This is a genomic window from Frankia sp. Mgl5 (genome assembly GCF_023242985.1).
GTDB lineage: Bacteria > Actinomycetota > Actinomycetes > Frankiales > Frankiaceae > Parafrankia > Parafrankia soli.
The window spans coordinates 1-19,665 of record NZ_JALKFY010000807.1 but is presented as its reverse complement, the minus strand read 5'-3'; the positions used below and the strand labels follow the sequence as shown (position 1 = coordinate 19,665).

The following is a 19,665-nucleotide window of genomic DNA, read 5'->3' as shown; positions in this document are numbered from 1 at the left end:
GAGCATCGTGACCAGCAGGTTTCCGCGCGGGGTCAGGGCAGCCGGGCCGCCCTCGCCGACGCTGGGGACGTGGGGTCGAACGCCCGCTGTCGCGCCGGTGCCCGCTCGATGAACGGCCGTCCGAACACCGCGCCCCCGGCCCGGAATACCGGCGAGCGCATACCGGCGACGTTTTCCCGGGATTTCCACCCGGTGTTTTCCTGACGTTCCGCGTGCCGACGAAGTACTCCGGGTGACGTACTCCGGGTAGCGCCGTTCGAGCGGGCCCGCTGCCCCGCTGCCAGCCGGAAACCCAATGGACGGCGGCCGGCCGGAGGGGGGATGCTGCGCCGCATGCGAGCCTGAGTCGCCATCGAAACGATCAACCTCGCGGCCGGTGCCCGGACGGGGTCGGCCGCCGATGCCCCCTGCCTCCGAACAGGAAAGATCGATGGAGACTCACGAATACGCATGCCATGACGGGGTCGGCCTGAGCGGGCTGATCAGCCGGGGCGAGGTCAGCGCCGCCGAGGTCGAACAGGCCGCCCGGCGGGCCCTGAAGACGGTGAACGAGAAGATCAACGGGCTGGCCGCGCCGCTGTTCACCCCGGCGCTCGATCATGGGGACGGCCCGTTCACCGGAGTGCCGTTCCTGATCAAGGACATCGGCCCGATGGCCCGGGGAGTTCCCTTCTACTGCGGCAGCCGTGCCCTCGGCCCGGGTGTGCCGGCCCAGGAGGACCACGAGCTCATGGCCCGCTTCCGGGCGGCTGGGCTGGTCACGATGGGCCTGACGACCGCGCCGGAGCTGGGCCTCAACTTCGCCACCGAGGCGGTCCGGTACGGACCGACCCGCAACCCCTGGAACCTCGACCGCGGGGTCGGCGGCTCCAGCGGCGGCGCCGCGGGCCTTGTCGCGGCCGGCGCGGTTCCGCTGGCCCACGGCAACGACGGCGCGGGCTCGCTGCGTGTCCCCGCGTCGTGCTGCGGGCTGGTCGGGCTGAAGCCGAGCCGCGGGCGCACCCCCGTCGGCGCCGACACCGGGATGGGCCTGCTCGGGATGCTCTCCGAGTTCGCCCTGACCAGAACGGTCCGCGACACCGCCCGGCTCCTGGACGTCGTCGCCGGCCCGGGGCTCGGCGACGCGTTCACCGCCCCGCCGCCCGCCGGCCGCTACGCCGACGAGGTCACCGCCGACCCGGGGCGGCTGCGGGTGGCCGTCACCACCCGGGCGTGGTCCGGTGCCGCGGTCGACGGCGAGGTCGCCCAGGCGGCCGTGCGGGCCGCCGAGTGCCTCGCCGGGCTCGGCCATCACGTCGACGTCGCCAGCCCCGTCCTGGACTGGGAGAGCGTGGTGAGCGCCGTGGCGGCGGAGGCGGTGGCCTCCGCGGCGCCCTTCCTGCTCGCCCCACGGCAGCCGCCGGCCGAGCGGCTCGAGGCGGTCTCCCGGGTGATGATCGCCGCCGCCCGGGAGCGCCGCGCCGTCGACCTGGTGGCCGGGCTGAACGCGGCCGGACGGGTGAGTCGGGCGGTCGCCCGGTTCTTCGTGGACACCGACCTGCTGGTCACGCCAACCCTGGCACGGCCGCCCGCGCCGCACGGCACGCTCGACTACGACGAGGACGGCCACACCGTCGAGAGCTGGCTGCGGACCCTGTTCGATCACGGGCCCTTCACCGCCGTGTTCAACATCGCCGGCCAGCCCGCGATCAGCCTGCCGCTCGGGGAGAGCGCCGACGGGCTGCCGATCGGGGTGCAGCTCGTCGCCGCGCACGGCCGGGAGGACCTGCTGCTGCGGGTCGCCGGCCAGCTCGAACGGGCGCTGCCCTGGGCGCCCCGCACCCCGGCGGTGCACGCCGGCCACGGCTGAGCCGTCCCGCGCCGGGGTTACCGGGGCCGCGGCAACGTGGGGCTGGCCGGGTCCGGGCGGGCGCAGTCTCGACGAGCACGACGAATCGTCACCACCCGTGGCGTTTCGGCTCGTGCCCGACGAGGGGAGTCCTCATGCCCGCCACGTCCGCCTCACCCACCGCGCGCACCGCGCCGGCCGGGCCGGCGATCGAGTCCGTGCTGGAGAGCATCTCGGCCGCGCTGGCCGTGCTGCGGCCCCGGATGGACGCGGTGAGCCTGGCCATCCACGCCCGGCCGGAGCTGAAGTTCGCCGAGTTTCACGCCCGGGACGTGCTGACCGGCTGGCTCGGGGAGTCCGGTTTCACCGTCCGGGTGCCGGCGGGCGGCCTGGACACCGCCTTCGTGGCCGTGCACGAGGGGGCGGAGCCCGGCCCGTGCGTCGCCGTCCTCGCCGAGTACGACGCGCTGCCTGGTGTCGGGCACGGCTGCGGGCACAACCTCATCGCGGCCGGGGGTGCGGGCGCGGCGATCGCGGCCGTCCGCGCGCTGCCCGCCCACCCCGGCACGATCGCCGTCATCGGCACGCCCGGTGAGGAGATGGGCGGCGCGGGCAAGATCCGGCTCGCCGAGGCCGGGGTCTTCGACGGCGTCGACGCGGCGGTGATGTTCCATCCCGGTGACCGGTCGCTGACCGGCCGGCCCGGGCTGGCCGCGGCCCACCTGCGGGTCGCGTTCGCGGGGACGAGCGCGCACGCGGCCCTCTCGCCCTGGTCGGGGCGCAGCGCGCTGGCGGGAGCCCAGCTGTTCCTCAACGCACTCGACACGATGCGCCAGTTCGTCCCGCCGAGCGCCCGGCTGCACGGCATCATCTCGGACGGCGGCCAGGCCCCGAACGTCGTCCCGGCCCACGCCGCGGTGGACCTGTACGTCCGGGACGGCACGGCAGCCTCGGTCGAGGAACTGGTCGAGCGGGTCCGCGCGGCGGCCGCGGGCGCGGCGCTCGCCACCGGGACGGCGGCGGAGGTCACCGAGACCGGCCCGCTGTACGCGGAGCGCCGCGACAACACGGTGCTCGCCGAGCGGTTCGCGGCGGCGGTGCGCGCGCTGGGTGTGGACATCGCGCCCGGTGACCCGCGCGGCCCCGCCGGCTCCTCCGACATCGGCAACCTCTCCCAGCTGCTGCCGGTCATCCACCCGTACATCCAGATCGCCGAGGTCGGTACGCCCGGTCACTCCGACGCACTGCGCGAGGCGGCGGCCACGGCGTTCGCCCACGACCGCACCCAGGTCGCGGCGGCCGGGCTGGCCTGGGTGGTCACCGGCCTGCTCACCGACCCGGGCCTGCTGGCGGCGGCACGGGCGGAGTTCACGACGGTGTCCACGGGTGGCACGGACTGATCGACCAGCCTCCGTACAGTCAGCCCATGTCGGTCGTGATCGTGTTGGACGGCGCCGCCCCCGGCCGGTTCGGCGTCGCCGTCTCGCCGCTCGCGGAGCTGGCCGCCTGCCTGCATGTGCTGACCGGGTCCGCGCACCACACCGAGCACGCGGCCTGGGCCGACCAGGTCACCCGCACCGCCCCGCCCGCCTTCCGCGCCGGGCTGGGCCGCTTCGCGCCGCTGTGGACGGCGCTGCGGTGGCGCGCCTTCTACCCGGGGCTCGACGGTCCATCCCCGGCCGCCGCGCCGCTGGCCGGCCTCGGGATCGACCGGTTCGCCGAGCTCACCGCATACGCCTGCGCCAGCGGGTACCACGGCTTCGATTTCAGCCAGGTCTGCCACGACCCGGGGCAGGCCGCCGTGCTGCGTCATGCCGCCGCCCGGCTGCCGGAGCCGCACCTCGGCCTGGCCGAGGACCTGCTGCGTGACCCGGAGGCGCTGCGCGCGGACATCCTCCGCTTTCTCGACCTGTGCGGGCGGGTGTTCTTCGGCGGGCTCTGGGCGCAGACCGCGCCCGTGCTCGACCGGGCCGCCCACCTGGTGCGGCGCCGGCTCGCCGACGGTGGGCCCGCGCCGGCCCTGGTCTCGCTCAGCCCGTCGAGCGCGCGTCTCGTCACGCCGTCGGCAGGCCCCGCCCGGGTCGTCTTCGACAAGGTGCACCACGCGGTGATCAACCCGGCCCGGACCCCGCTGCTGCTCATCCCCACCCGCTACGGTGCCCCGCACCTGCTGGTGAAGAACGAGCCAGGCCTGCCCCCCGTCGTCCACTTCCCGGTCGAGGCGCCGGAGGTCGGCGTCACCCTGGCCCGCGCCCGTCTGCTGGCACTCACCGATCCGAGCCGGGTGCGGCTGTGCCGGCTGATCGCGCGGCAGGCCATGACCACCGCAGACCTGGCGGACCGGCTGACGATGACCCGCCCCCAGGTCTCCCGCCATCTGCGTGCCCTGCGCGAGCTGGGGCTGGTGCGGATGGAGCGCCACGGGCGGCACGTCCTCTACGAGCTCGACGTCGGCGCAATCGGCCGCATCGGGCGAGATCTGGCGACGGCCCTGCAGTACTGAGGCACCCACGGCCGCTGGGCCGTCCCGCCGGGACGGCCGTGGTTCACCAGTTGTTCCGGCGCGAGCCGGTCCACGGACCGCACACGTGACCCGCCCGGAAGCGACAATAGGTGCGACAGCAACGGCGGTGACGGGCGCGACGCGCCCGCCGGAGAGGAGGAGCGGTGAAGCGGCGTCTCAGCTGCCCGTGCGGAGCGTTCATCGAGGGCGAGGACGAGGACGACCTGGTCGAGAAGACGCAGGCGCATCTCGCCGAGAAGCACCCGGACCACCAGTACTCGCGGGACGAGATCCTGTTCCTCGCCTACTGAGCCGGCTCGTGCGGGCGGGCCCCGGTGGTGGGTCAGCCGTGGGTCAGCCGTTCGGCGTGCGCGGACTCCGAGGCGGCCAGTTCGCCGCGCTGGCTGGTGCGCAGCTGCCAGCGGGTGGGGCCGTCGGGTCCGTGTAGCCGACCGGTGGCCAGCGCCGCCTCGATCCGGCGCCGAACCGTGTGCTCCTGCTCCGGTTCGGTGGCGAAGAGGATCCGCAGCCGTACCCCGCGGTGGCCCGTCCGCGTCGCGTGTGTGTGGTGCGCGGCGAGGGGGCAGGGAGGCTGATGCTCCCAGTGCCCGCAGAGCGCGACGGTGACCGCGGCGCCGGGCGCCGCCACGTCGGCGTCGGGGCTCATGTCGATCACGGCGTCGTGGGCGAACGCTTGGCGCATGCGGCCCAGTATGTCGACTACCCGTCCACGGCGCCGGTCTGTCTGATCCGTCCGCAGTGGGGCTTGTCTCGCCCGGGTTGAGGCGGTCGCCGCACCGGTCGGCGATCTGGCCCGGCTCGGCGGGATTTGCGACCCGTCCGGGCGGCAACAACATCGTCATGGTGGGGATGCGCGGGAAGCGCGCCGGTGTGGGGGACAGACGGGGCGGCGAGCTGGCGGACGAGGTGCCCACGCCGCGCCCGGCGGATGACACGACAGGTCCCGCGGCCAGCGGCGGTACGGCCAGCGGCGGTGCGGCGGGGGGCACGGCCGCCGCACCGGTCCGGCTCGGGCTGCGCTCGTGGTTCTGGGTGCTGGTGCGCACAGTCCGTGAGTTCCGCCGGGACGACCTCCCGGACCGGGCCGCCGCGCTCACCTACTACGGGGTGCTCGCGATCTTCCCCGCGCTTCTCGTGCTGGTCTCGCTGCTCGGCGTCGTCGGGCGGCGGGCGACCGACAGCGTCCTGGAGAACCTGCAGGAACTGACACCGGGGTCGGCCCGCGACATCGTGCACGACGCGGTCACCGGGCTGCGGGACGCCCCCGGCACGAGCGGGCTGCTCGCCGTGCTGGGTCTCGCGGCGGCCCTGTGGTCGGCATCCGGGTACATCGCGGCCTTCATCCGAGCCGCCAACGCCATCTACGACATGCCGGAGGGACGTCCCGTCTGGAAGGTCGCCCCGCTCCGGCTGGCCGTCACGGTGCTGCTGATGGTCCTGCTGGCCGGGAGCGCCGTGATCGTCGTGTTCAGCGGCGGGCTGGCGCGGCAGGTCGGCCGGATGATCGGCCTCGACGACGCGATGATCACTCTGTGGTCGGTGGCGAAGTGGCCGGTCCTGGTCCTGTTCGTCGTGGTCATGATCGCGCTGCTGTACTGGAGCACCCCCAACGCCCGGGTCCGCGGCTTCCGCTGGATGACGCCCGGCAGCCTGCTGGCCGTCCTGATCTGGCTGGCGGCGTCCGCGGCGTTCGCCTTCTACGTGTCGAACTTCGGCTCGTACAACAAGACCTACGGGGCACTCGCCGGAGTGATCGTCTTTCTGGTGTGGCTGTGGCTGTCGAACCTGGCGATCCTGCTCGGCCTGGAGTTCGACACCGAGATCGCCCGGGGACGGGCGATCTCGGTGGGCCACCCGGAGGATCTCGAGCCCTACGTCGAACCCCGTGACACCCGTGCCTGGCCCAAGGAGATGAAGGCGTCCCTGCCGGCGAGGCGGCGCCGGTCCTGGCTGCCCGGCCGGCGGTCCCGCCGCCGCATGGCGGGCGCGGCCGAGAGCTGACCACCCGCCGGCGGGTTGTCGGGGTGAGCCCACAGCGGTACCGCGACACGTTCCGGCCGGTCGGGATGATCTCGGCCGGCGGCGGCCGGGATACCGCGAAAGCGCAGGTCACCGGCCTTCCATAAGGCTCGCGGCGGTTCGGCGCGATCACTGTCGTCGGCCGGGGTCGGGCCGGGGCCGGGTATTTCACCGCCTTGCGCGGAGTAATCCCTCGACTGGAATCCGGGAGCGGTCGACCGGAATCGGTGAATGCGATGCGGGCAGCACTGTCCGCCGGCGGGCGGGTCGGTCCCGCGGGCCCCGAGCGGCGGGTCCGGAGCGGCGGTGGCCAGGCCGCGGTGGTGCGGTAGCGTCTGAGCCCGCGCGGATCCCGCGCCCGCGGAGCTCGTTTCCCCGACGTCGACCCTTTGACGTCCGGTGCGCCGCGGGTAACGGGAGCCCGTGGCTCGTTCGGTTTTCGGTGAATGGATGTGCGTCCTTGAACCTGGCGCCACAGTCGCGGCGCCTCAAGGCCGCCGCTGGAACAGCGGGAACGGCCACGGGGCTCGGTTTCGCGGTTCTTTTCCTCTTCTTCGCGGCGACCAGCCGGCTTACCGACCTCGTTGTCTACCGGTTGGGTGGGGACGTCCTGCTGCACGGCGGGGATCTCTACTCGGCGGTGGAACCCGCCTCGGGGCTGCCGTTCACCTACACGCCCTTCGCGGCGGCGGTGTTCGCGCCGCTCGCGCTGCCGCCGCGGCCGGTCGCCCAGTTGGTCTGGACGCTGCTCCTGCTGGTCTCGCTGTACCTGTTCTGCGCCACGTCCCTGGCGGCGGCCCGGCCGTCCCCGGCCGGCCGCCGGGCCGGGGTCCGCGCCGTCGGCTCGGTCGTCGGCCTGGCGATGCTGGCCGAGCCGATCCGGCGGAACTTCGACCTGGGCCAGATCAACATCGCGCTGGGGCTGCTCGTCGCGCTGGACCTGTTCGGCCGGCGCGGGCCGCTGCCGCGGGGTGTGCTCATCGGGATCGCCGCCGGGATCAAGCTCACTCCACTGATCTTCGTGCCGCATCTGCTTCTCACCGGCCGCCACCGCGCCGCCCTGACCGCGGTGGCGACGATCGGCGTCGGCTTCGCGGCGAGCCCCGGCTCGTCGGCGACGTACTGGTCCGAGACGTTCCTCGACACCGGCCACGTGGGTGGCGTCCCGTTTGCCGGCAACCAGTCACTGCTCGGCGTCCTGGCCCGCCTCATGTCCGGCGCGGACAACGCGCGGCCGCTCTATCTCCCGCTGGCCGCGGCGGTCGCCGCCGGGGGTCTGGCGACGGCGGCGCGGCTGTTCCGCTCGGGTGCGCGGCTGCCCGGGGACGTCACCTGCGCTCTGACCGGCCTGCTGGTGTCGCCGATCTCGTGGAGCCATCACTGGGTGTGGGCGGTCCCCGCGCTTCTCTGGATGTCCGCGGCCCCCGGCCGGCCGCGGTGGGGACGGGGCGCCGCGGTGGCCGGCTACGGGCTGCTCGTGGCCGCTCCGATCTGGTGGGTCCCGAACACGGGCGACGCCGAGTTCTCCCACCACGGCTGGCAGCTGCTGGCCGGGAACTGCTACTTCCTCGCCGCGCTGCTCCTTCTCGGGGCGCTGGCGGCGTGGGCGCTGACGGGGGCCCGCGGCGGGTCGCGGGCCCCCGTGCCACGGCTGCCCGACCAGCGGATCGTCGGGCGGCGTGTGCCCGGGCCGCGGGCCCCTGACCCGCGGCGGCGGTCAGGAGATGTGGCCGGCGCCCTTCCCGGAGGCGAGTAGCCACAGCAGGTACGGCGCCCCCACGACGGCGGTCCCGACGCCTACGGGCCGCGCGTCGCGCACGCCGGAACGGGTCAGCCCGTACGACACGACGCTGGTCGGCATCGCGCGGCAGCCGGCGGGACGTCCGGGACCTCGCCTGAGCAGGGACTTCTCGGCCCGGCCCACACCATCGGGCCGGGTAGGCGTCCCCTCTGCCCCGGTCTGGGTGGGCCGGTCCCGTCGATCGCCGTAATCTGCTCGTAAGCCGGACGGGGGAGCCCGACAGTACGGCCGAGCGGAAGGCCGGTCCGTCATCGAACGGAGCGCGCGACTGGGAGCGAGGACGCGGTGAAGGTCGTGGCGATCGCCAGCTACAAGGGCGGCGTGGGCAAGACCACGCTGACCGCCAACATCGGCGCGGCCATCGCCAGCCTGGGCCGGCGGGTCCTGCTGATCGACCTGGACCCGCAGGCGAACCTCACCCTCAACTTCTACCGCGCCGACACCTGGCACACGGAGCTCGCCGACCAGCGCAGGACGGTCAAGGCCTGGTTCGAGTCGTGGCGGCCGGAGGCCATCCCGCCGCCGCTGGCCGGGTACGTGACCACCCCGCCGGTCGTGGCCGCCGCCATCGCCGCCCGCGGCGGGACGCTGGACCTGCTCGCCTCGCACCTGGCGCTCGGCGACATCGAGATGGATCTCGTCGCCCGGCTCGGCGGCGCGCAGGCGCACCGGTCCACCCGCCACTACTTCGACGTCTACCAGCGGCTGGCGACCGGCCTGGCCTCCTTCTCGCCGAACGACTACGACCTCGTCCTGATCGACTGCCCGTCGAACTTCGGGGTGATCACCCGGGCCGCGGTGGCCGCCTGCGACCACCTGCTCGTCCCGTCCCGGCCCGACAACCAGTCGACGACGGGCATCGAGCACCTGATGGGCAAGCTGGGCCGGTTCGTCTGGGAGTACAACCGGGTGGCGGAGCTGCAGTTCGGAATCCGCCCGGCGGTGAAACGGCTCGAGCCGCGCCTGCTCGGCGTCGTACTCACCATGGTGCAGTACTACCGCGGCCGGCCGACGAGCTTCCTGCGCCCGCACATCGACCGGGCCGGCAGCCTCGGCATCCCGGTGTTCGAGTCGATGCTCCGCCTCAGCAACCGGAGCTTCGTCGGCACGGCCGGCGCCCAGCTGCCGGCCGTGCTCTCCCCGGACCTCTCTCCGGACCTGGCCCGGGACATGCTCGCCCTGGTCGAGGAGTTCCTGCGGCGCATCAGGCCGGCCGGCGCCGCGACCACCCGCTCCGTTGATCCCTCAGTGCTCGTCGACCCGGCCTGGATGTCGTGACACCGTCCGCACTCAGCGCGTCGGTCGGCGCGCCGGTCGACGGCGTGCCGGAGCAGCCAGGGCCGGGCTGACCCATCCGTCGTCGGCGGGGTTGATGGTCGTACCGGGAGGCACGATCTCGTCGATGCGGTCCAGGACGTCGTCGGAGAGCTCGATGTCGGCGGCGGTCAGCTGGGACTCCAGATGGTCCATCGTCCGCGGGCCGATGATCGCCGCGGTCACCGCGGGATGGCGCAGGACGAAGGCGATCGCCAGCTCGATGAGGCTGATCCCCGCCTCGGCGGCCACCTTGGCGAGTTGCTCGGCGGCGTCCAGCTTGCGCCGGTTGGCCGGCAGCGCCAGATCGAAGCGGTCGCTGAGCCGCCGCCGCGCCTCGGACGCCGGCGCCGCGGCGTCCGCGCCGGCGCTGTAGCGGCCCGAGAGCCAGCCCCCGGCGAGCGGGCTGTACGGGATCACACCCATCCCGTACCGGGCACAGGTCGGCAGGACGTCGACCTCGATCCGGCGGGTGAGGATCGAGTACGGCGGCTGCTCGCAGACGAAACGCTCCCGGCCGCGCTCCCGCGCCGTCCACTGGGCCTCGACGATCGCGGAGACCGGAAACGTCGAGTGGCCGACGTAGCGGACCTTCCCGGCCCGGACCAGGTCGGTGAGCGCGCCGAGCGTCTCGTCGAGATCGGTGCCGGGGTCGTAGCGATGGATCTGGTACAGGTCGATCCAGTCGGTCCCGAGCCGCCGCAGCGAGTCCTCGACCTCGCGGATGATCCAGCGGCGCGAGTTGCCCCGCTGGTTGGGATCGTCGCCCATCGGCATGTGGACCTTGCTGGCGAGGATGACGTCCTCGCGCCGACCACCGGCCAGCGCCTTCCCGACGATGGTCTCCGACTCGCCCCGCGAGTAGACGTCCGCGGTGTCGATGAAGGTGATGCCGGCATCGAGCGCACGATGGATGATCCGGATGCTCTCGTCGTGATCCTCGGTTCCCCAACGCCCGAACATCATGGCTCCGAGGCACAGCTTGCTGACCGAGACACCGGTACGGCCGAGAGATCGATGCTCCATGTCTGTCCTGTCCGAACACCGGCACGAACGCCGTGCGTCGGTGTTCATGTCGTCGCTTCCACGGCTGTGTCACAGCGCAGGCTAGGCCGGTCGGCGCCCGGCAGGGAGGCCCTGGCGGGCCCTGGCAGTCCACCCCGCGGGCAGCCGAGGCCTACATCCGGGCCACCCGGCCGACGGCTGCCCGCCGTGGTCAGCTGGACGGCGGAACGTGGGCTCGCCGCGATCGCCGCGGCCGCACCTGTCGGCAATGGGCCCGGCAAAAAGGGCGCGGCGCTGGGCGACACCGTGGAGGCGGCCGGGCTGCCGGCGTAGACGAGGCGGCAGGAGTACAGGAGTACAGGCAAGGCTGTGGCGTCAGGCGGGGAACAACCTGGCGGGTCTCCCGACTACGGCGATGCCCTGACCTGGGTCGGGCATCGCCGAAGGCGTGGGGCCCGGCGTGACGCCTAGACGATGATCGGCAGCTCCTCGTAGCCGCGCACGGTGCTGGTGTGCAGGCGCACCGTGTTGTCGTGGTCGACGTCCCAGGTCGGGAAGCGGCGCAGGGTCTCCTCCAGGGCGATGCGTCCCTCCATGCGGGCGAGGGAGGCACCGAGGCAGAAGTGGACGCCGCGGCCGAGGGAGAGGTGCCTGTCGAACGTGCGCCGGATGTCGTAGCGGTCCGGGACGTCGTACTTGCGATCGTCGCGCCCGGCGGAACCGGTGAGCAGCAGGACCTTGGACTTGGCGGGGATCTCGGTGCCGTGTACCTCGACGTCGCGGGTGGTGACGCGGCCCTGGACGGGGGACGGCGCCTCGTAGCGCAGCGTCTCCTCGACGGCGCCGCCCAGCAGCGACGGGTCGGCGGCCAGGTCGGCCCGCTGGTCGGGGTGGGCGGCCAGCAGGACGCAGGCCCAGCCGAGCAGCCGGGCGACGGTCTCCGTGCCCGCCGAGACGAGCAGCGCGGTGAAGTCCGTGGCCTCGCTGAGGCTGAGCCGGCGGGTGCCGTCGTCGGTGGTGATCTCCGCCTGGGTGAGCGCGGTCATCATGTCGTCCCGGGGGTTCTTGACCCGGTCCTGGATCTGTCCGTTGAGGTAGCCGTGGAACTTGGCGGTGGCCGCCATGGCCGTCTCGTTGAACATGCCCTTCTCCGGGTCCAGGTAGAACGTCCCGTCGATCATCTTGCGGACGTCCTCCCGGTCGGCGGGGTCCACGCCGATGAGCTGGGAGATGACCAGCGAGGGGAGCTGGGCGGCGAAGTCCTGGACGAAGTCGAACCCGCCGCCGCCGACCTGGGGGTCGAGCAGCTCGGCGCACAGGTCGCGGATGACGCTCTCGAGACCGCCGACGCGGCGCGGGGTGAAGGCCCGGGAGACCAGGACGCGCAGGAGGGTGTGCGTGGGCGGGTCCATGAAGATTATCTGGCCGGTGTCCCATGGTTCCGGCTTCATGAGCTCGAGGACCGTGCCGTACTTGGAGCTGTAGGTCGCGGGGTCGAGGTGGGCCGTGTCGACGTCGGTGAAGCGGGAGAGCGCGTAGAAGTCGAACTTCTCGTTGTGGTAGACCGGCGCCTCGTCGCGCATCCGCCTCCACAGCGGGTGCGGGTTGACGTCGATCTCCTTGTCGAACGGGTCCCAGTACAGATCGTCCGTCATGGGAGGAATCCTTTCGTCGTCGGCCCCGGGACACGCTGGTCGCGCGCGGGGAAGATCCTCATCCGGACTCCCTGCTGATCAGGTGTGGTCGCAGGGCGACCGCCATGTCCGGGTCCAGGTCCTGTCCGTCGAGTAGCCGTCGGATCGAGGACGCGACCACCCGCGCTATCGCCGGCACGTCGAAGGTGGTGGTGGTGATCGTGGGCCGCAGCGCGGCGCCCAGCGGGTGGTCGCCGGAACCGACCACCGCGATGTCCCGGGGAACCTCCAGGCCGGCAGCGCGCAGCTTGTCGATGAGCAGGATGGCGAACTGGTCGCTGTTGGCGTACACCGCGTCCGGCCGGTGCTCCGGGTCGCGCCATCGGTCCACCACGGTCGCGATGCTGTCCGGGGACAACTCGCAGTCCACCCGTTCGACCGGCACGTTCCCGGCTGTCGCGACCTCCAGGACCGCGTCGTAACGCCGTTCGGGCACCTCCGCCAGTGCCCCATGGGGCACCAGGCAGGCCAGGCGCCGGCAGCCCCGCGTGAGCAGGTGCCGTGTCGCGAGGCCGGCCACCGAGGCGGGATCGAGGGGCACGGTGGGCGCGTAGGTCACGCTCGGGACGCCGGTGAGCAGAATCGCCCGCACGCCCGCCCGCCGCAGCAGCTCCACGGCGGTGCGGGTACCGCGGGAGACGTTGACGTACACCGCGGCGGGCCGAAGCTCGGCCCATGCGTAGGCCCCGCTCATCCCGGTGGTGGTGCGGTCGCCGTGCATCAGCAGGACCAGGTCACGCTTGGCGAGCTCCCGGTCGAAATTCTCGAGGAACCTGTCCTGGCCGGGGACGGTCGTCGACCGCGACATGGGCACCAGGACGATGTTGCTGCGCCCGGCACGCAGCGCCCGCGCCGACGCGTTCGGGGCGTACTGAAGCTCCCGCGCCGCCGCCAGGACCCGCTGCCGGGTCTGCTCGCTGACCGGGTGGTCGGTGCCGTTGAGGACGTGGGAGACCGTCGCCCGCGACACACCGGCGCGCCGGGCCACATCCGCGCTGGTGGGCCGGGCCGGCTCCGGCGCCGTGGCCGGGCCCGGCAGCCCTTCGCCCCGTCGGTCCTCGAGCGGCACAGCTCGACCACCCTTCCTCGTCCCACGGCCCGGGCGGTCCGCGGGCGTGATCGATTTACACGTGTAACTGTGGCCGTACGTTACACGTGTCACCTCTCCGCCGCGGGCTATCGGCCGGGTGTTCCGAGGAGGGCGGCACGAACGCCTCCGTCGACGAGAATGTCGATCCCGTTGACGAAGCTCGCCGCGTCCGAGGGCAGGAACGCCGCCGCGGCGGCGACCTCCTCCGCGCGGCCCTCACGGCCCAGCGGGGTCAGCCGCACGAGCCTGTCGTTGGTCCCGCGCGCCGCGGCCTCCTCGTGGCGTCTTCTCCGGGCTCTTCGTTGAGGTGGGGGAGCGTGTGGCGGGAACCCTTCGGGGCCAGCCAGCGATACTTCGGCGGCGCGAATCAGAGGGTCCGCGTCGGGAGAAGGCGTGACGCTTGTCTGGTCGGTCGTGCGGATGGTGGGCGCGTCGTTCTCAGTGCGATTGCGCGGCGCCGAGGTGGGAGGGGCATCGGCCGAGCTGCCCGACATCCCGGGTGGGCCGATCGGCGACGGAGCGGGCCGGCTCATGCGGCTGGGGGTGCAGCGGCAGCGCCGGTCGCGGGATTGTGCCGGCCTCCTGGCCGGCGGTCAGGACCGTGCCAGCGGGCACCGGACGGTCGAGGCGGTAATCGTGGCCGCACACCCCCTCCTTATGCGACTAGTGGTCGCTCATCAGTCGGTGAGTATGCGGGCGATGCTCGCATACTGTCAAGATGGAACGGGGTGGCCCTGCGACTTCTCTGTCACCGTTTGTGGCTGCCCTCCGGTCGCCCGTTCGTGACGATGGGGCGGCCGAGCTGGCTCCGCGACGCCTGCCTGCGCCTGCGGTCAGCCGGCTGACCGCAGGCGCAGGCGGTTGACGTCGCCCAGTCCCGGGTGCTTTGATCCCGTCCTCAACGGGTGAGGGGCGTCGGCCAAGCCGATCTCACTTCCTGACAGCGCTCGTCAGCCAGGGGATGTGGCTGGCGAACCAACCGTGCTCGTCCTCGAGGGGACGCTGCGCCGCGTGGCGCTCGCTGTTGCGCGGCTGCAATCGGGGTCCGGGGTCTGTCGGTCAGTAATGCTGTCGGATTGTCCTGTGTCGTGGTTCCGCTTCGCGGATCACACTCTGAAAAGCTCGCCGCGACCGCGAGAAGGAATCACCCGCCGGCAGCCCTCTATTTTCTCATTCCACTTCCATGTCACCTTTGAACGCCGACGGAAGGTCCGACAATGCGTCGCAGGACACGATTACTAGCCACGGCTGTTACATGTTGCGCCGCCCTTCTTTTAGGGGCCTGTGGCGGAGGTGGTGATTCCACCAGCCCGTCCGCGGGTGCCTCCGGCAAGCCAGTGGCGGGCGGCCACGGGCGAATCCTGACACTGAGCGATCTCCGCAGCCTGGACCCGGGGACGATCGGCAACGCCTATGCGAGCACGGGTGTCGTGGGCAACGCCCTGTACGGAACGTTGATGACCAACGACGAGGCGGGCGAGATCCGCTACCAGATGGCCGAGTCCTTCACCACGACGGACAACGGCCGCACCTTCACCCTGAAGCTGCGGCCCGGGCTGGTCTTCTCCGACGGCACTCCGCTCAACGCCGAAGCGGTGAAGTTCAACTGGGATCGGGTCAAGGATCCGGCCACCGGCTCACCCCACCGCTCGGAGGCGTCGATGATCGCCTCGACCGAGGTGGTGGACGATGTCACGCTGACGGCCACGATGGTCACCCAGGTGCCCAAGTACGCCCAGTCCGTCGTCACCTCGTCACTGAACTGGATCGCCTCGCCCGCGGCCCTGCGGAAGGGCGCCGAGGCCTTCGACGCCAACCCGATCGGCGCCGGCCCGTTCACGCTGAAGAGCTGGACCCGCCAGGCCGCCATGGAGCTGGTCAAGAACCCCCGCTACTGGGACGCCCCCAAGCCGTACCTGGACACCCTCACCTTCCAGGCCGCGCTCGACTCCAACCAGCGTTACAACACCCTGCAGACCGGGGGCGCGGACGTAGCCGTCGAGTCGAACCCCGTCAACTTCGACAAGGCCGACAAGGCCGGCCTGCCGAACACCGTGCTGGAACTCAGCGGCGGGCTCTTCATGGCCCTGAACACCCGCAGGGCGCCGTTCGACGACGTCCGCGCACGGCAGGCCGTCGCCGCGGCACTTGACCTGGACGCGCTGAACCTCGCCGCCTACAACGGAACCGGCACACCCGTCGACACGCTTTTCAGCAAGGCCTCGCCCTTCTACTCGGACACGCCGCTGCGCAAGGCGGACAAGGCCACCGCCCAGCGACTTTTCGACGAGCTCGCCGCGGAAGGCAAGCCGGTGTCCTTCGCCGTCTCCACCGCCCCCACCTCGGAGAGCAGGACGACGGCGGAGAACATCCAGGCCCAGCTCGGCACGTTCAAAAACGTCAAGGTCCAGGTCAAGATTATCGAGGTTGCCGACGTCGTCTCGCTGCGCACGACGCACGACTTCGACGCGACCACGTCGTCAGCGTTCTTCCAGGACCCCGAACCACGGCTGTGGACGGCCTTCAGCGGTGACTCGCCGGCGAACCTGTCCGGGATCGCCGACAAGGCGCTCAACGACGCCCTGCTGGCGGGGCGGACAGGTACATCGGAACAGGACCGCGAGAAGGCCTACGACACGGTCCAGCAGCGCCTCACCGAGCTGGCCCCGGTGGTCTTCTTCACGCGAGCGGAGCCCGGCGCCATCGCCGGCAAGGACGTCGGCGGCCTCGTGCAGTACGGCCTCGGCTCGCTCCTGCCCGAGGAACTCTGGATCCAGAAGTAGCCGCCCGCCCCGGACGTCGACCTGACGACCCAGTCCGGGTGCTGAGATCTCGAGATCCTGGGGAAAGACCGAACGGAGAGATGTTCGACGCGAAACAGGTGCCAGGCACAGGAATGTGCCTGGCACCTGATCGTCACGTGGGACGCATGCGCGGACGATCCGCTGGCGGTTCTGGCGCGTCGAGATGACGCCGGGTCAGAGGAACACGGCGTTTCCCTGGACGCCGCGACGGGGGTCCTGGGCTACTTCGCGATCCACAGATCCTCGGGTAGCAGGGAACCCGCGCCGTACTGCACGATGCCGCCCACGTTCTTGCCCGTGATGACGGCAGGCGCCGACCGGGTGAGGAAGATGGCCGGCATCTCCTCGGTCAACCGCGCCTGCGCCGCGTCGTAGGCCGCCTTACGCTGCTCCAACGACGTCCCGGTCCGGCCGGCCAACAGATTCTTGTCGAGCTCCGGGTCCACGAGGCCGGGCATGTTCGCCGGCGAGTTGCCGGTGAAGTTCGCCAACAGCCGCGGCTCGGGGTCCTGGAAGGCCGCGGCGGATACGATCGCGTCGAAGTCGTGGGTCGTGCGCATCGCGCCGACCTGCGAGTAGTCGACGGTCGCGACCTCGACCTTGACGTTCTTGAAGCTGCCGAGCTGGGCCTGGACGTTCTCCGCGATCGCCCTGTTCTCGCTGGACGGATAGGTGGAGAACGTGAAGGACACGGGCTTGCCCTCGGCGGCCAGCTCGTCGAAGAGTTTCTGGGCCTTCGCCCGGTCCACGGTCGTCAGTGGCTTGTCCGAGTAGAAGGGGGAGTTCTTGGTGAACAGCGTGTCAACCACCTGGCCTTCGCCGTTGTAGACGGCGAGGTTCAGCGCATCGATGTCGAGCGCCGCGGCCACGGCCTGTCGGGCGCGAATATCGTTGAACGGCTCTCTGCGCGTGTTCAGGGCGATGAAGTAGCCACCGCTGAGCGGCAGGAGTTCGGTCGGCAGACCCGCCTTCTCGGCCTTGGCCAGGTTGATCCAGTTCGTCTCGACGGCAACATCGGCGCCGTCACTGATCAGGGTGTTGTAACGCTGGTCGGCGTCGAGCACCGCGCGCATCGTGATGCCGTCGAGGTAGGGCTTGGGCGCGTCCCAGTAGCGGGGGTTCTTGACGAGCCTGATCTCGGCCTGCCTGGTCCAGCTCTTCAGCGTGAAGGGGCCGGCGCCGACAGGGCTCTCGTCGAAGGTCTGCTGGCCCTTCCGCAGGGCCGCCGGTGAGGCGATCCAGTTCATCGCCGAGCCGACGATCGCCTGCGCGTACGCGGTCACGGGAGTGGTCATCGTGACTTTCAGGGTGACGTCGTCGACTACCTCGGTCGAGGCGACCATCGCCGCTTCCGCCGCGCTGGGCGAGGCGCTGGCCGGGTCCTTGAGCCGGTCCCAGTTGAACTTCACCGCCGCGGCGTCGAATGGGGTGCCGTCGGAGAAAACCAGGTCCGGACGGAGCTTCAGCGCGAAGGTCGCGCCACCATCGGTCGTGGCGAAGGACTCGGCCATCGAGTACGCGACCTTGCCCGTCTCGTCCGTAGTCATCAGGGTGCCGTACAGGGCGTTACCCAGCACGGCGGTGATCGCGGCCTGGTTGCCGAGGGATGCCGGGTCCAGGCTGCGCGGATCGCTCAGTATGAGGATCCGGGCGGTACCCCCGGCCACCGGCTCACCAGAGGGACCCGCGGTTCCCGCGGACGGACTGGAATCCCCGCTTCCACAGGCCCCCAGGACGAGCGCGGCGCAGCAGGCAACAGCCGCGCCGAGTAATCGGCTCTTACGCATTATCAGTGACCTCCCGTTTTTCTCATGGCAGGAAGAAGGCGGGGTCGCGGCCGACCAGCTGACGATGGCCGCGCCGTCGACCTGTTCGGGTTCAGGTGGTGATCGTGGGTCGGTCGTCCAGTTCGATCCCGAGTTCCTTGAGCTCGCGCTCGGCCCAGAACAGGCGGCCGGTGTATTCCATGGGATCGGCACAGGAGGCGAAGTAGGCCAACATGCGGGCGGGGACCTCCATCGGCACGGCCACGCTGTCGTCGAGGCCGGACTCCTTGACGCGGATGGCCGTGAGCTCGGTGGCGACCAGGCCCGGGTGCATGCCGATCACGGCGATGCCCTTCCGGGCGAGCTCGGGAGCCAGCACATTGCCGAGCCGGTCGAGCGCCCGCTTGCTGCAGTAGTAGCCGGGCACCGCGAGGCTGAACCCACCGATGTTCTCGAGCTTGGGAAGCTCCTCCGGCTGGCGGAAGACCTCACCGCTGCCGGTGCTGAGGTTGATGATGCGCCCGCCGCCGCGACTCTCCATAATCGGAGTCACCAGCTGTATGAGCGTGAAGGGCGCGTGGAGGTTGACCGCGAACTGGTACAGCCAGTCCTCGCGCGTCAGCTCCAGAAATCGTTTCGACCAGATCTCGCCGGCGGTGGCCGCCGCGTTGTTGATGAGCACGTCGACGCCACCGAACCGCTCGACGGCGGCGTCGACCAGGCGCTCGAGATCCGCGGTCTCGGCCAGATCGGTCTGCACGGCGATCGCGCTGGCTCCCGTGTTCTCGATCTCGGTCAGCGTCTCGTTCAGGGTGCCGGGCAGCGTTCTGTCCGGCTCGACCGTTCGTGCGGCCAGGACCAGGCTCGCGCCGCGGCGAGCGAACGTCTGGGCCGCCTGCCTGCCGATCCCGCGGCTGGCCCCTGTGATGATCACGACCTTGCCGGTCAGGTCGAGTTCCTCGTGTCGCTGCATCGTCATACGACCTCCATTTGACCAGTGTTCAAATGGAGGGTAGCACGGCCTCGTCACGCGTCCCCGGCCCTCGCGGTCGAGGCGGCCGGGTTTCCATAGCGTCGAGGGGTGTCGGTCGGACCCGGCCGAGGAGGATCGCGAGGTCTTGCATGCGCGCGAGGACGTCGGCCAGGACGTTGGGGGTAGTTCGGCGAGGCGGGCAGGTGTCGGGCGTCTGCCTACTGCGGTAGATCCGTGACGATCTGCTGGTCGTTCCGCGCGATGGCGTGACGCGGCGTGAGGTCGTGGCTGAGGCGGCGGAGGAAGCCGCCGCGGGCGCGTCCCCCTTCGACGGTCCTAGGCGGGGGACTCTGTGGCGCCAGGGTGGCGTGGGTGGCGACATCGCGTACCCGCCCCCGCCCCCGCCGCCGCCACTTGGCGCACAGCGCGCGGCGTCCCGGCCTTCCTCGGCCAGGCCGTCGAGCAGGTCGGCTAGGTCGAGGGCGTTTCTTCCGCGGAGCCGACGCGTACCCGGCCGGGGGAGCCAGGGGTCCCAACGACGCCCGGCACGATCGGGTGCTGCAGGATAGCTGTCTCCTCGATCCCGAAAAATCTACTCCCGCCGCAGTAGACATCGAGTGCTGTCCTGGGTAGAGTTCCTGGCGTAGCCAAGGGAGTCACGTGGTCGCGGCAGACATGAACTGACGCGAGCAGGGCGGTGGCCAGGGCGGGCCGCCGAGTACCACGACAGAAGTTCAGCAGTACCCGACCAGACGACGAGCAGAGGAGTAGACGCCGTCAGGATCGCCCGAGCGATGGTCTAGCTCGCTCGGTCACCGCGCAGGCCCCGGATTGGAAGGTGGTCCCC

17 protein-coding genes are annotated in these 19,665 nt (G+C 71.5%); 9 read left to right on the top strand and 8 right to left on the bottom strand.

Going from position 1 to position 19,665, the window contains the following annotated elements:
- Positions 1-430: 430 nt before the first annotated feature.
- From MXD62_RS29785 to MXD62_RS29770, 4 genes are all read left to right on the top strand, one after another.
- Positions 431-1,849 carry an amidase gene (locus MXD62_RS29785; RefSeq protein WP_248832703.1) on the top strand — a complete coding sequence of 473 codons (1,419 nt, stop codon included), beginning with the start codon at positions 431-433 and terminating at the stop codon, positions 1,847-1,849.
- 134 nt (positions 1,850-1,983) lie between these two features.
- Positions 1,984-3,228, top strand: coding sequence for an amidohydrolase (locus tag MXD62_RS29780; RefSeq protein ID WP_248832702.1), 1,245 nt, complete (start codon positions 1,984-1,986; stop codon positions 3,226-3,228).
- 26 nt (positions 3,229-3,254) lie between these two features.
- A complete protein-coding gene (locus MXD62_RS29775; RefSeq protein ID WP_248832701.1) occupies positions 3,255-4,331 on the top strand; it encodes a DUF5937 family protein in 1,077 nt (358 codons plus the stop codon).
- A gap of 164 nt (positions 4,332-4,495) precedes the next feature.
- A complete protein-coding gene (locus tag MXD62_RS29770) occupies positions 4,496-4,642 on the top strand; it encodes a hypothetical protein (protein WP_018500697.1) in 147 nt (48 codons plus the stop codon).
- A 32-nt stretch (positions 4,643-4,674) separates the two neighbouring features.
- On the opposite strand, the gene MXD62_RS29765 is transcribed toward MXD62_RS29770, so the two are convergent.
- Positions 4,675-5,034 (bottom strand): hypothetical protein, encoded by a 360-nt coding sequence (locus tag MXD62_RS29765; RefSeq protein ID WP_020461753.1) that lies wholly within the window; start codon positions 5,032-5,034, stop codon positions 4,675-4,677.
- A gap of 56 nt (positions 5,035-5,090) precedes the next feature.
- Here MXD62_RS29765 and MXD62_RS29760 point away from each other — a divergent pair, with 56 nt between their 5' ends.
- Positions 5,091-6,353 (top strand): YihY/virulence factor BrkB family protein, encoded by a 1,263-nt coding sequence (locus tag MXD62_RS29760; protein WP_248832700.1) that lies wholly within the window; start codon positions 5,091-5,093, stop codon positions 6,351-6,353.
- A gap of 478 nt (positions 6,354-6,831) precedes the next feature.
- Positions 6,832-8,127: a glycosyltransferase 87 family protein gene (locus tag MXD62_RS29755; protein WP_248832699.1), complete on the top strand. Its 1,296-nt coding sequence runs from the start codon at positions 6,832-6,834 to the stop codon at positions 8,125-8,127.
- On the opposite strand, the gene MXD62_RS29750 is transcribed toward MXD62_RS29755, so the two are convergent.
- Positions 8,089-8,232: a hypothetical protein gene (locus tag MXD62_RS29750; RefSeq protein ID WP_248832698.1), complete on the bottom strand. Its 144-nt coding sequence runs from the start codon at positions 8,230-8,232 to the stop codon at positions 8,089-8,091. The two genes, MXD62_RS29755 and MXD62_RS29750, sit on opposite strands and share 39 nt — an antisense overlap.
- Positions 8,233-8,457: 225 nt before the next feature.
- Between MXD62_RS29750 and MXD62_RS29745 the strand changes: the two genes are divergently transcribed.
- Positions 8,458-9,450, top strand: a complete 993-nt coding sequence (locus MXD62_RS29745; protein ID WP_020461750.1) for a ParA family protein — start codon at positions 8,458-8,460, stop codon at positions 9,448-9,450.
- 12 nt (positions 9,451-9,462) lie between these two features.
- Here MXD62_RS29745 and MXD62_RS29740 read toward each other — a convergent pair whose 3' ends face one another.
- Complete coding sequence (locus tag MXD62_RS29740; protein WP_248832697.1) at positions 9,463-10,512, bottom strand: aldo/keto reductase; 1,050 nt, start codon at positions 10,510-10,512, stop codon at positions 9,463-9,465.
- 186 nt (positions 10,513-10,698) lie between these two features.
- Here MXD62_RS29740 and MXD62_RS39475 point away from each other — a divergent pair, with 186 nt between their 5' ends.
- Positions 10,699-10,824 carry a hypothetical protein gene (locus MXD62_RS39475; protein ID WP_285224235.1) on the top strand — a complete coding sequence of 42 codons (126 nt, stop codon included), beginning with the start codon at positions 10,699-10,701 and terminating at the stop codon, positions 10,822-10,824.
- Positions 10,825-10,958: 134 nt separating this feature from the next.
- On the opposite strand, the gene MXD62_RS29735 is transcribed toward MXD62_RS39475, so the two are convergent.
- From MXD62_RS29735 to MXD62_RS39470, 3 genes are all read right to left on the bottom strand, one after another.
- Positions 10,959-12,146 carry a cytochrome P450 gene (locus MXD62_RS29735; protein WP_248832696.1) on the bottom strand — a complete coding sequence of 396 codons (1,188 nt, stop codon included), beginning with the start codon at positions 12,144-12,146 and terminating at the stop codon, positions 10,959-10,961.
- A 58-nt stretch (positions 12,147-12,204) separates the two neighbouring features.
- Entirely contained in the window at positions 12,205-13,254 is a 1,050-nt protein-coding gene (locus tag MXD62_RS29730; RefSeq protein ID WP_248832695.1) for a LacI family DNA-binding transcriptional regulator, read from the bottom strand.
- Positions 13,255-13,361: 107 nt separating this feature from the next.
- A complete protein-coding gene (locus MXD62_RS39470; protein ID WP_285224234.1) occupies positions 13,362-13,769 on the bottom strand; it encodes an SDR family oxidoreductase in 408 nt (135 codons plus the stop codon).
- Between the two features lie 723 nt (positions 13,770-14,492).
- On the opposite strand from MXD62_RS39470, the gene MXD62_RS29720 reads away from it, so the two are divergent.
- Positions 14,493-16,058 carry an ABC transporter substrate-binding protein gene (locus MXD62_RS29720; protein WP_248832694.1) on the top strand — a complete coding sequence of 522 codons (1,566 nt, stop codon included), beginning with the start codon at positions 14,493-14,495 and terminating at the stop codon, positions 16,056-16,058.
- Positions 16,059-16,300: 242 nt separating this feature from the next.
- Here MXD62_RS29720 and MXD62_RS29715 read toward each other — a convergent pair whose 3' ends face one another.
- Positions 16,301-17,866 (bottom strand): ABC transporter substrate-binding protein, encoded by a 1,566-nt coding sequence (locus MXD62_RS29715; RefSeq protein WP_248832693.1) that lies wholly within the window; start codon positions 17,864-17,866, stop codon positions 16,301-16,303.
- 91 nt (positions 17,867-17,957) lie between these two features.
- Positions 17,958-18,818, bottom strand: a complete 861-nt coding sequence (locus tag MXD62_RS29710) for an SDR family NAD(P)-dependent oxidoreductase (RefSeq protein ID WP_368862467.1) — start codon at positions 18,816-18,818, stop codon at positions 17,958-17,960.
- Between the last annotated feature and the right edge of the window lie 847 nt (positions 18,819-19,665).

Bases quoted from the DNA above. Each gene is read 5' to 3' on its own strand.
- MXD62_RS29785 (WP_248832703.1), top strand. From the start codon at position 431: ATGGAGACTCACGAATACGCATGCCATGACGGGGTCGGCCTGAGCGGG.
- MXD62_RS29780 (WP_248832702.1), top strand. From the start codon at position 1,984: ATGCCCGCCACGTCCGCCTCACCCACCGCGCGCACCGCGCCGGCCGGG.
- MXD62_RS29775 (WP_248832701.1), top strand. From the start codon at position 3,255: ATGTCGGTCGTGATCGTGTTGGACGGCGCCGCCCCCGGCCGGTTCGGC.
- MXD62_RS29765 (WP_020461753.1), bottom strand. From the start codon at position 5,034: ATGCGCCAAGCGTTCGCCCACGACGCCGTGATCGACATGAGCCCCGAC.
- MXD62_RS29750 (WP_248832698.1), bottom strand. From the start codon at position 8,232: ATGCCGACCAGCGTCGTGTCGTACGGGCTGACCCGTTCCGGCGTGCGC.
- MXD62_RS29740 (WP_248832697.1), bottom strand. From the start codon at position 10,512: ATGGAGCATCGATCTCTCGGCCGTACCGGTGTCTCGGTCAGCAAGCTG.
- MXD62_RS29735 (WP_248832696.1), bottom strand. From the start codon at position 12,146: ATGACGGACGATCTGTACTGGGACCCGTTCGACAAGGAGATCGACGTC.
- MXD62_RS39470 (WP_285224234.1), bottom strand. From the start codon at position 13,769: ATGTCGGGCAGCTCGGCCGATGCCCCTCCCACCTCGGCGCCGCGCAAT.
- MXD62_RS29720 (WP_248832694.1), top strand. From the start codon at position 14,493: ATGCGTCGCAGGACACGATTACTAGCCACGGCTGTTACATGTTGCGCC.
- MXD62_RS29715 (WP_248832693.1), bottom strand. From the start codon at position 17,866: ATGCGTAAGAGCCGATTACTCGGCGCGGCTGTTGCCTGCTGCGCCGCG.
- MXD62_RS29710 (WP_368862467.1), bottom strand. From the start codon at position 18,818: ATGCAGCGACACGAGGAACTCGACCTGACCGGCAAGGTCGTGATCATC.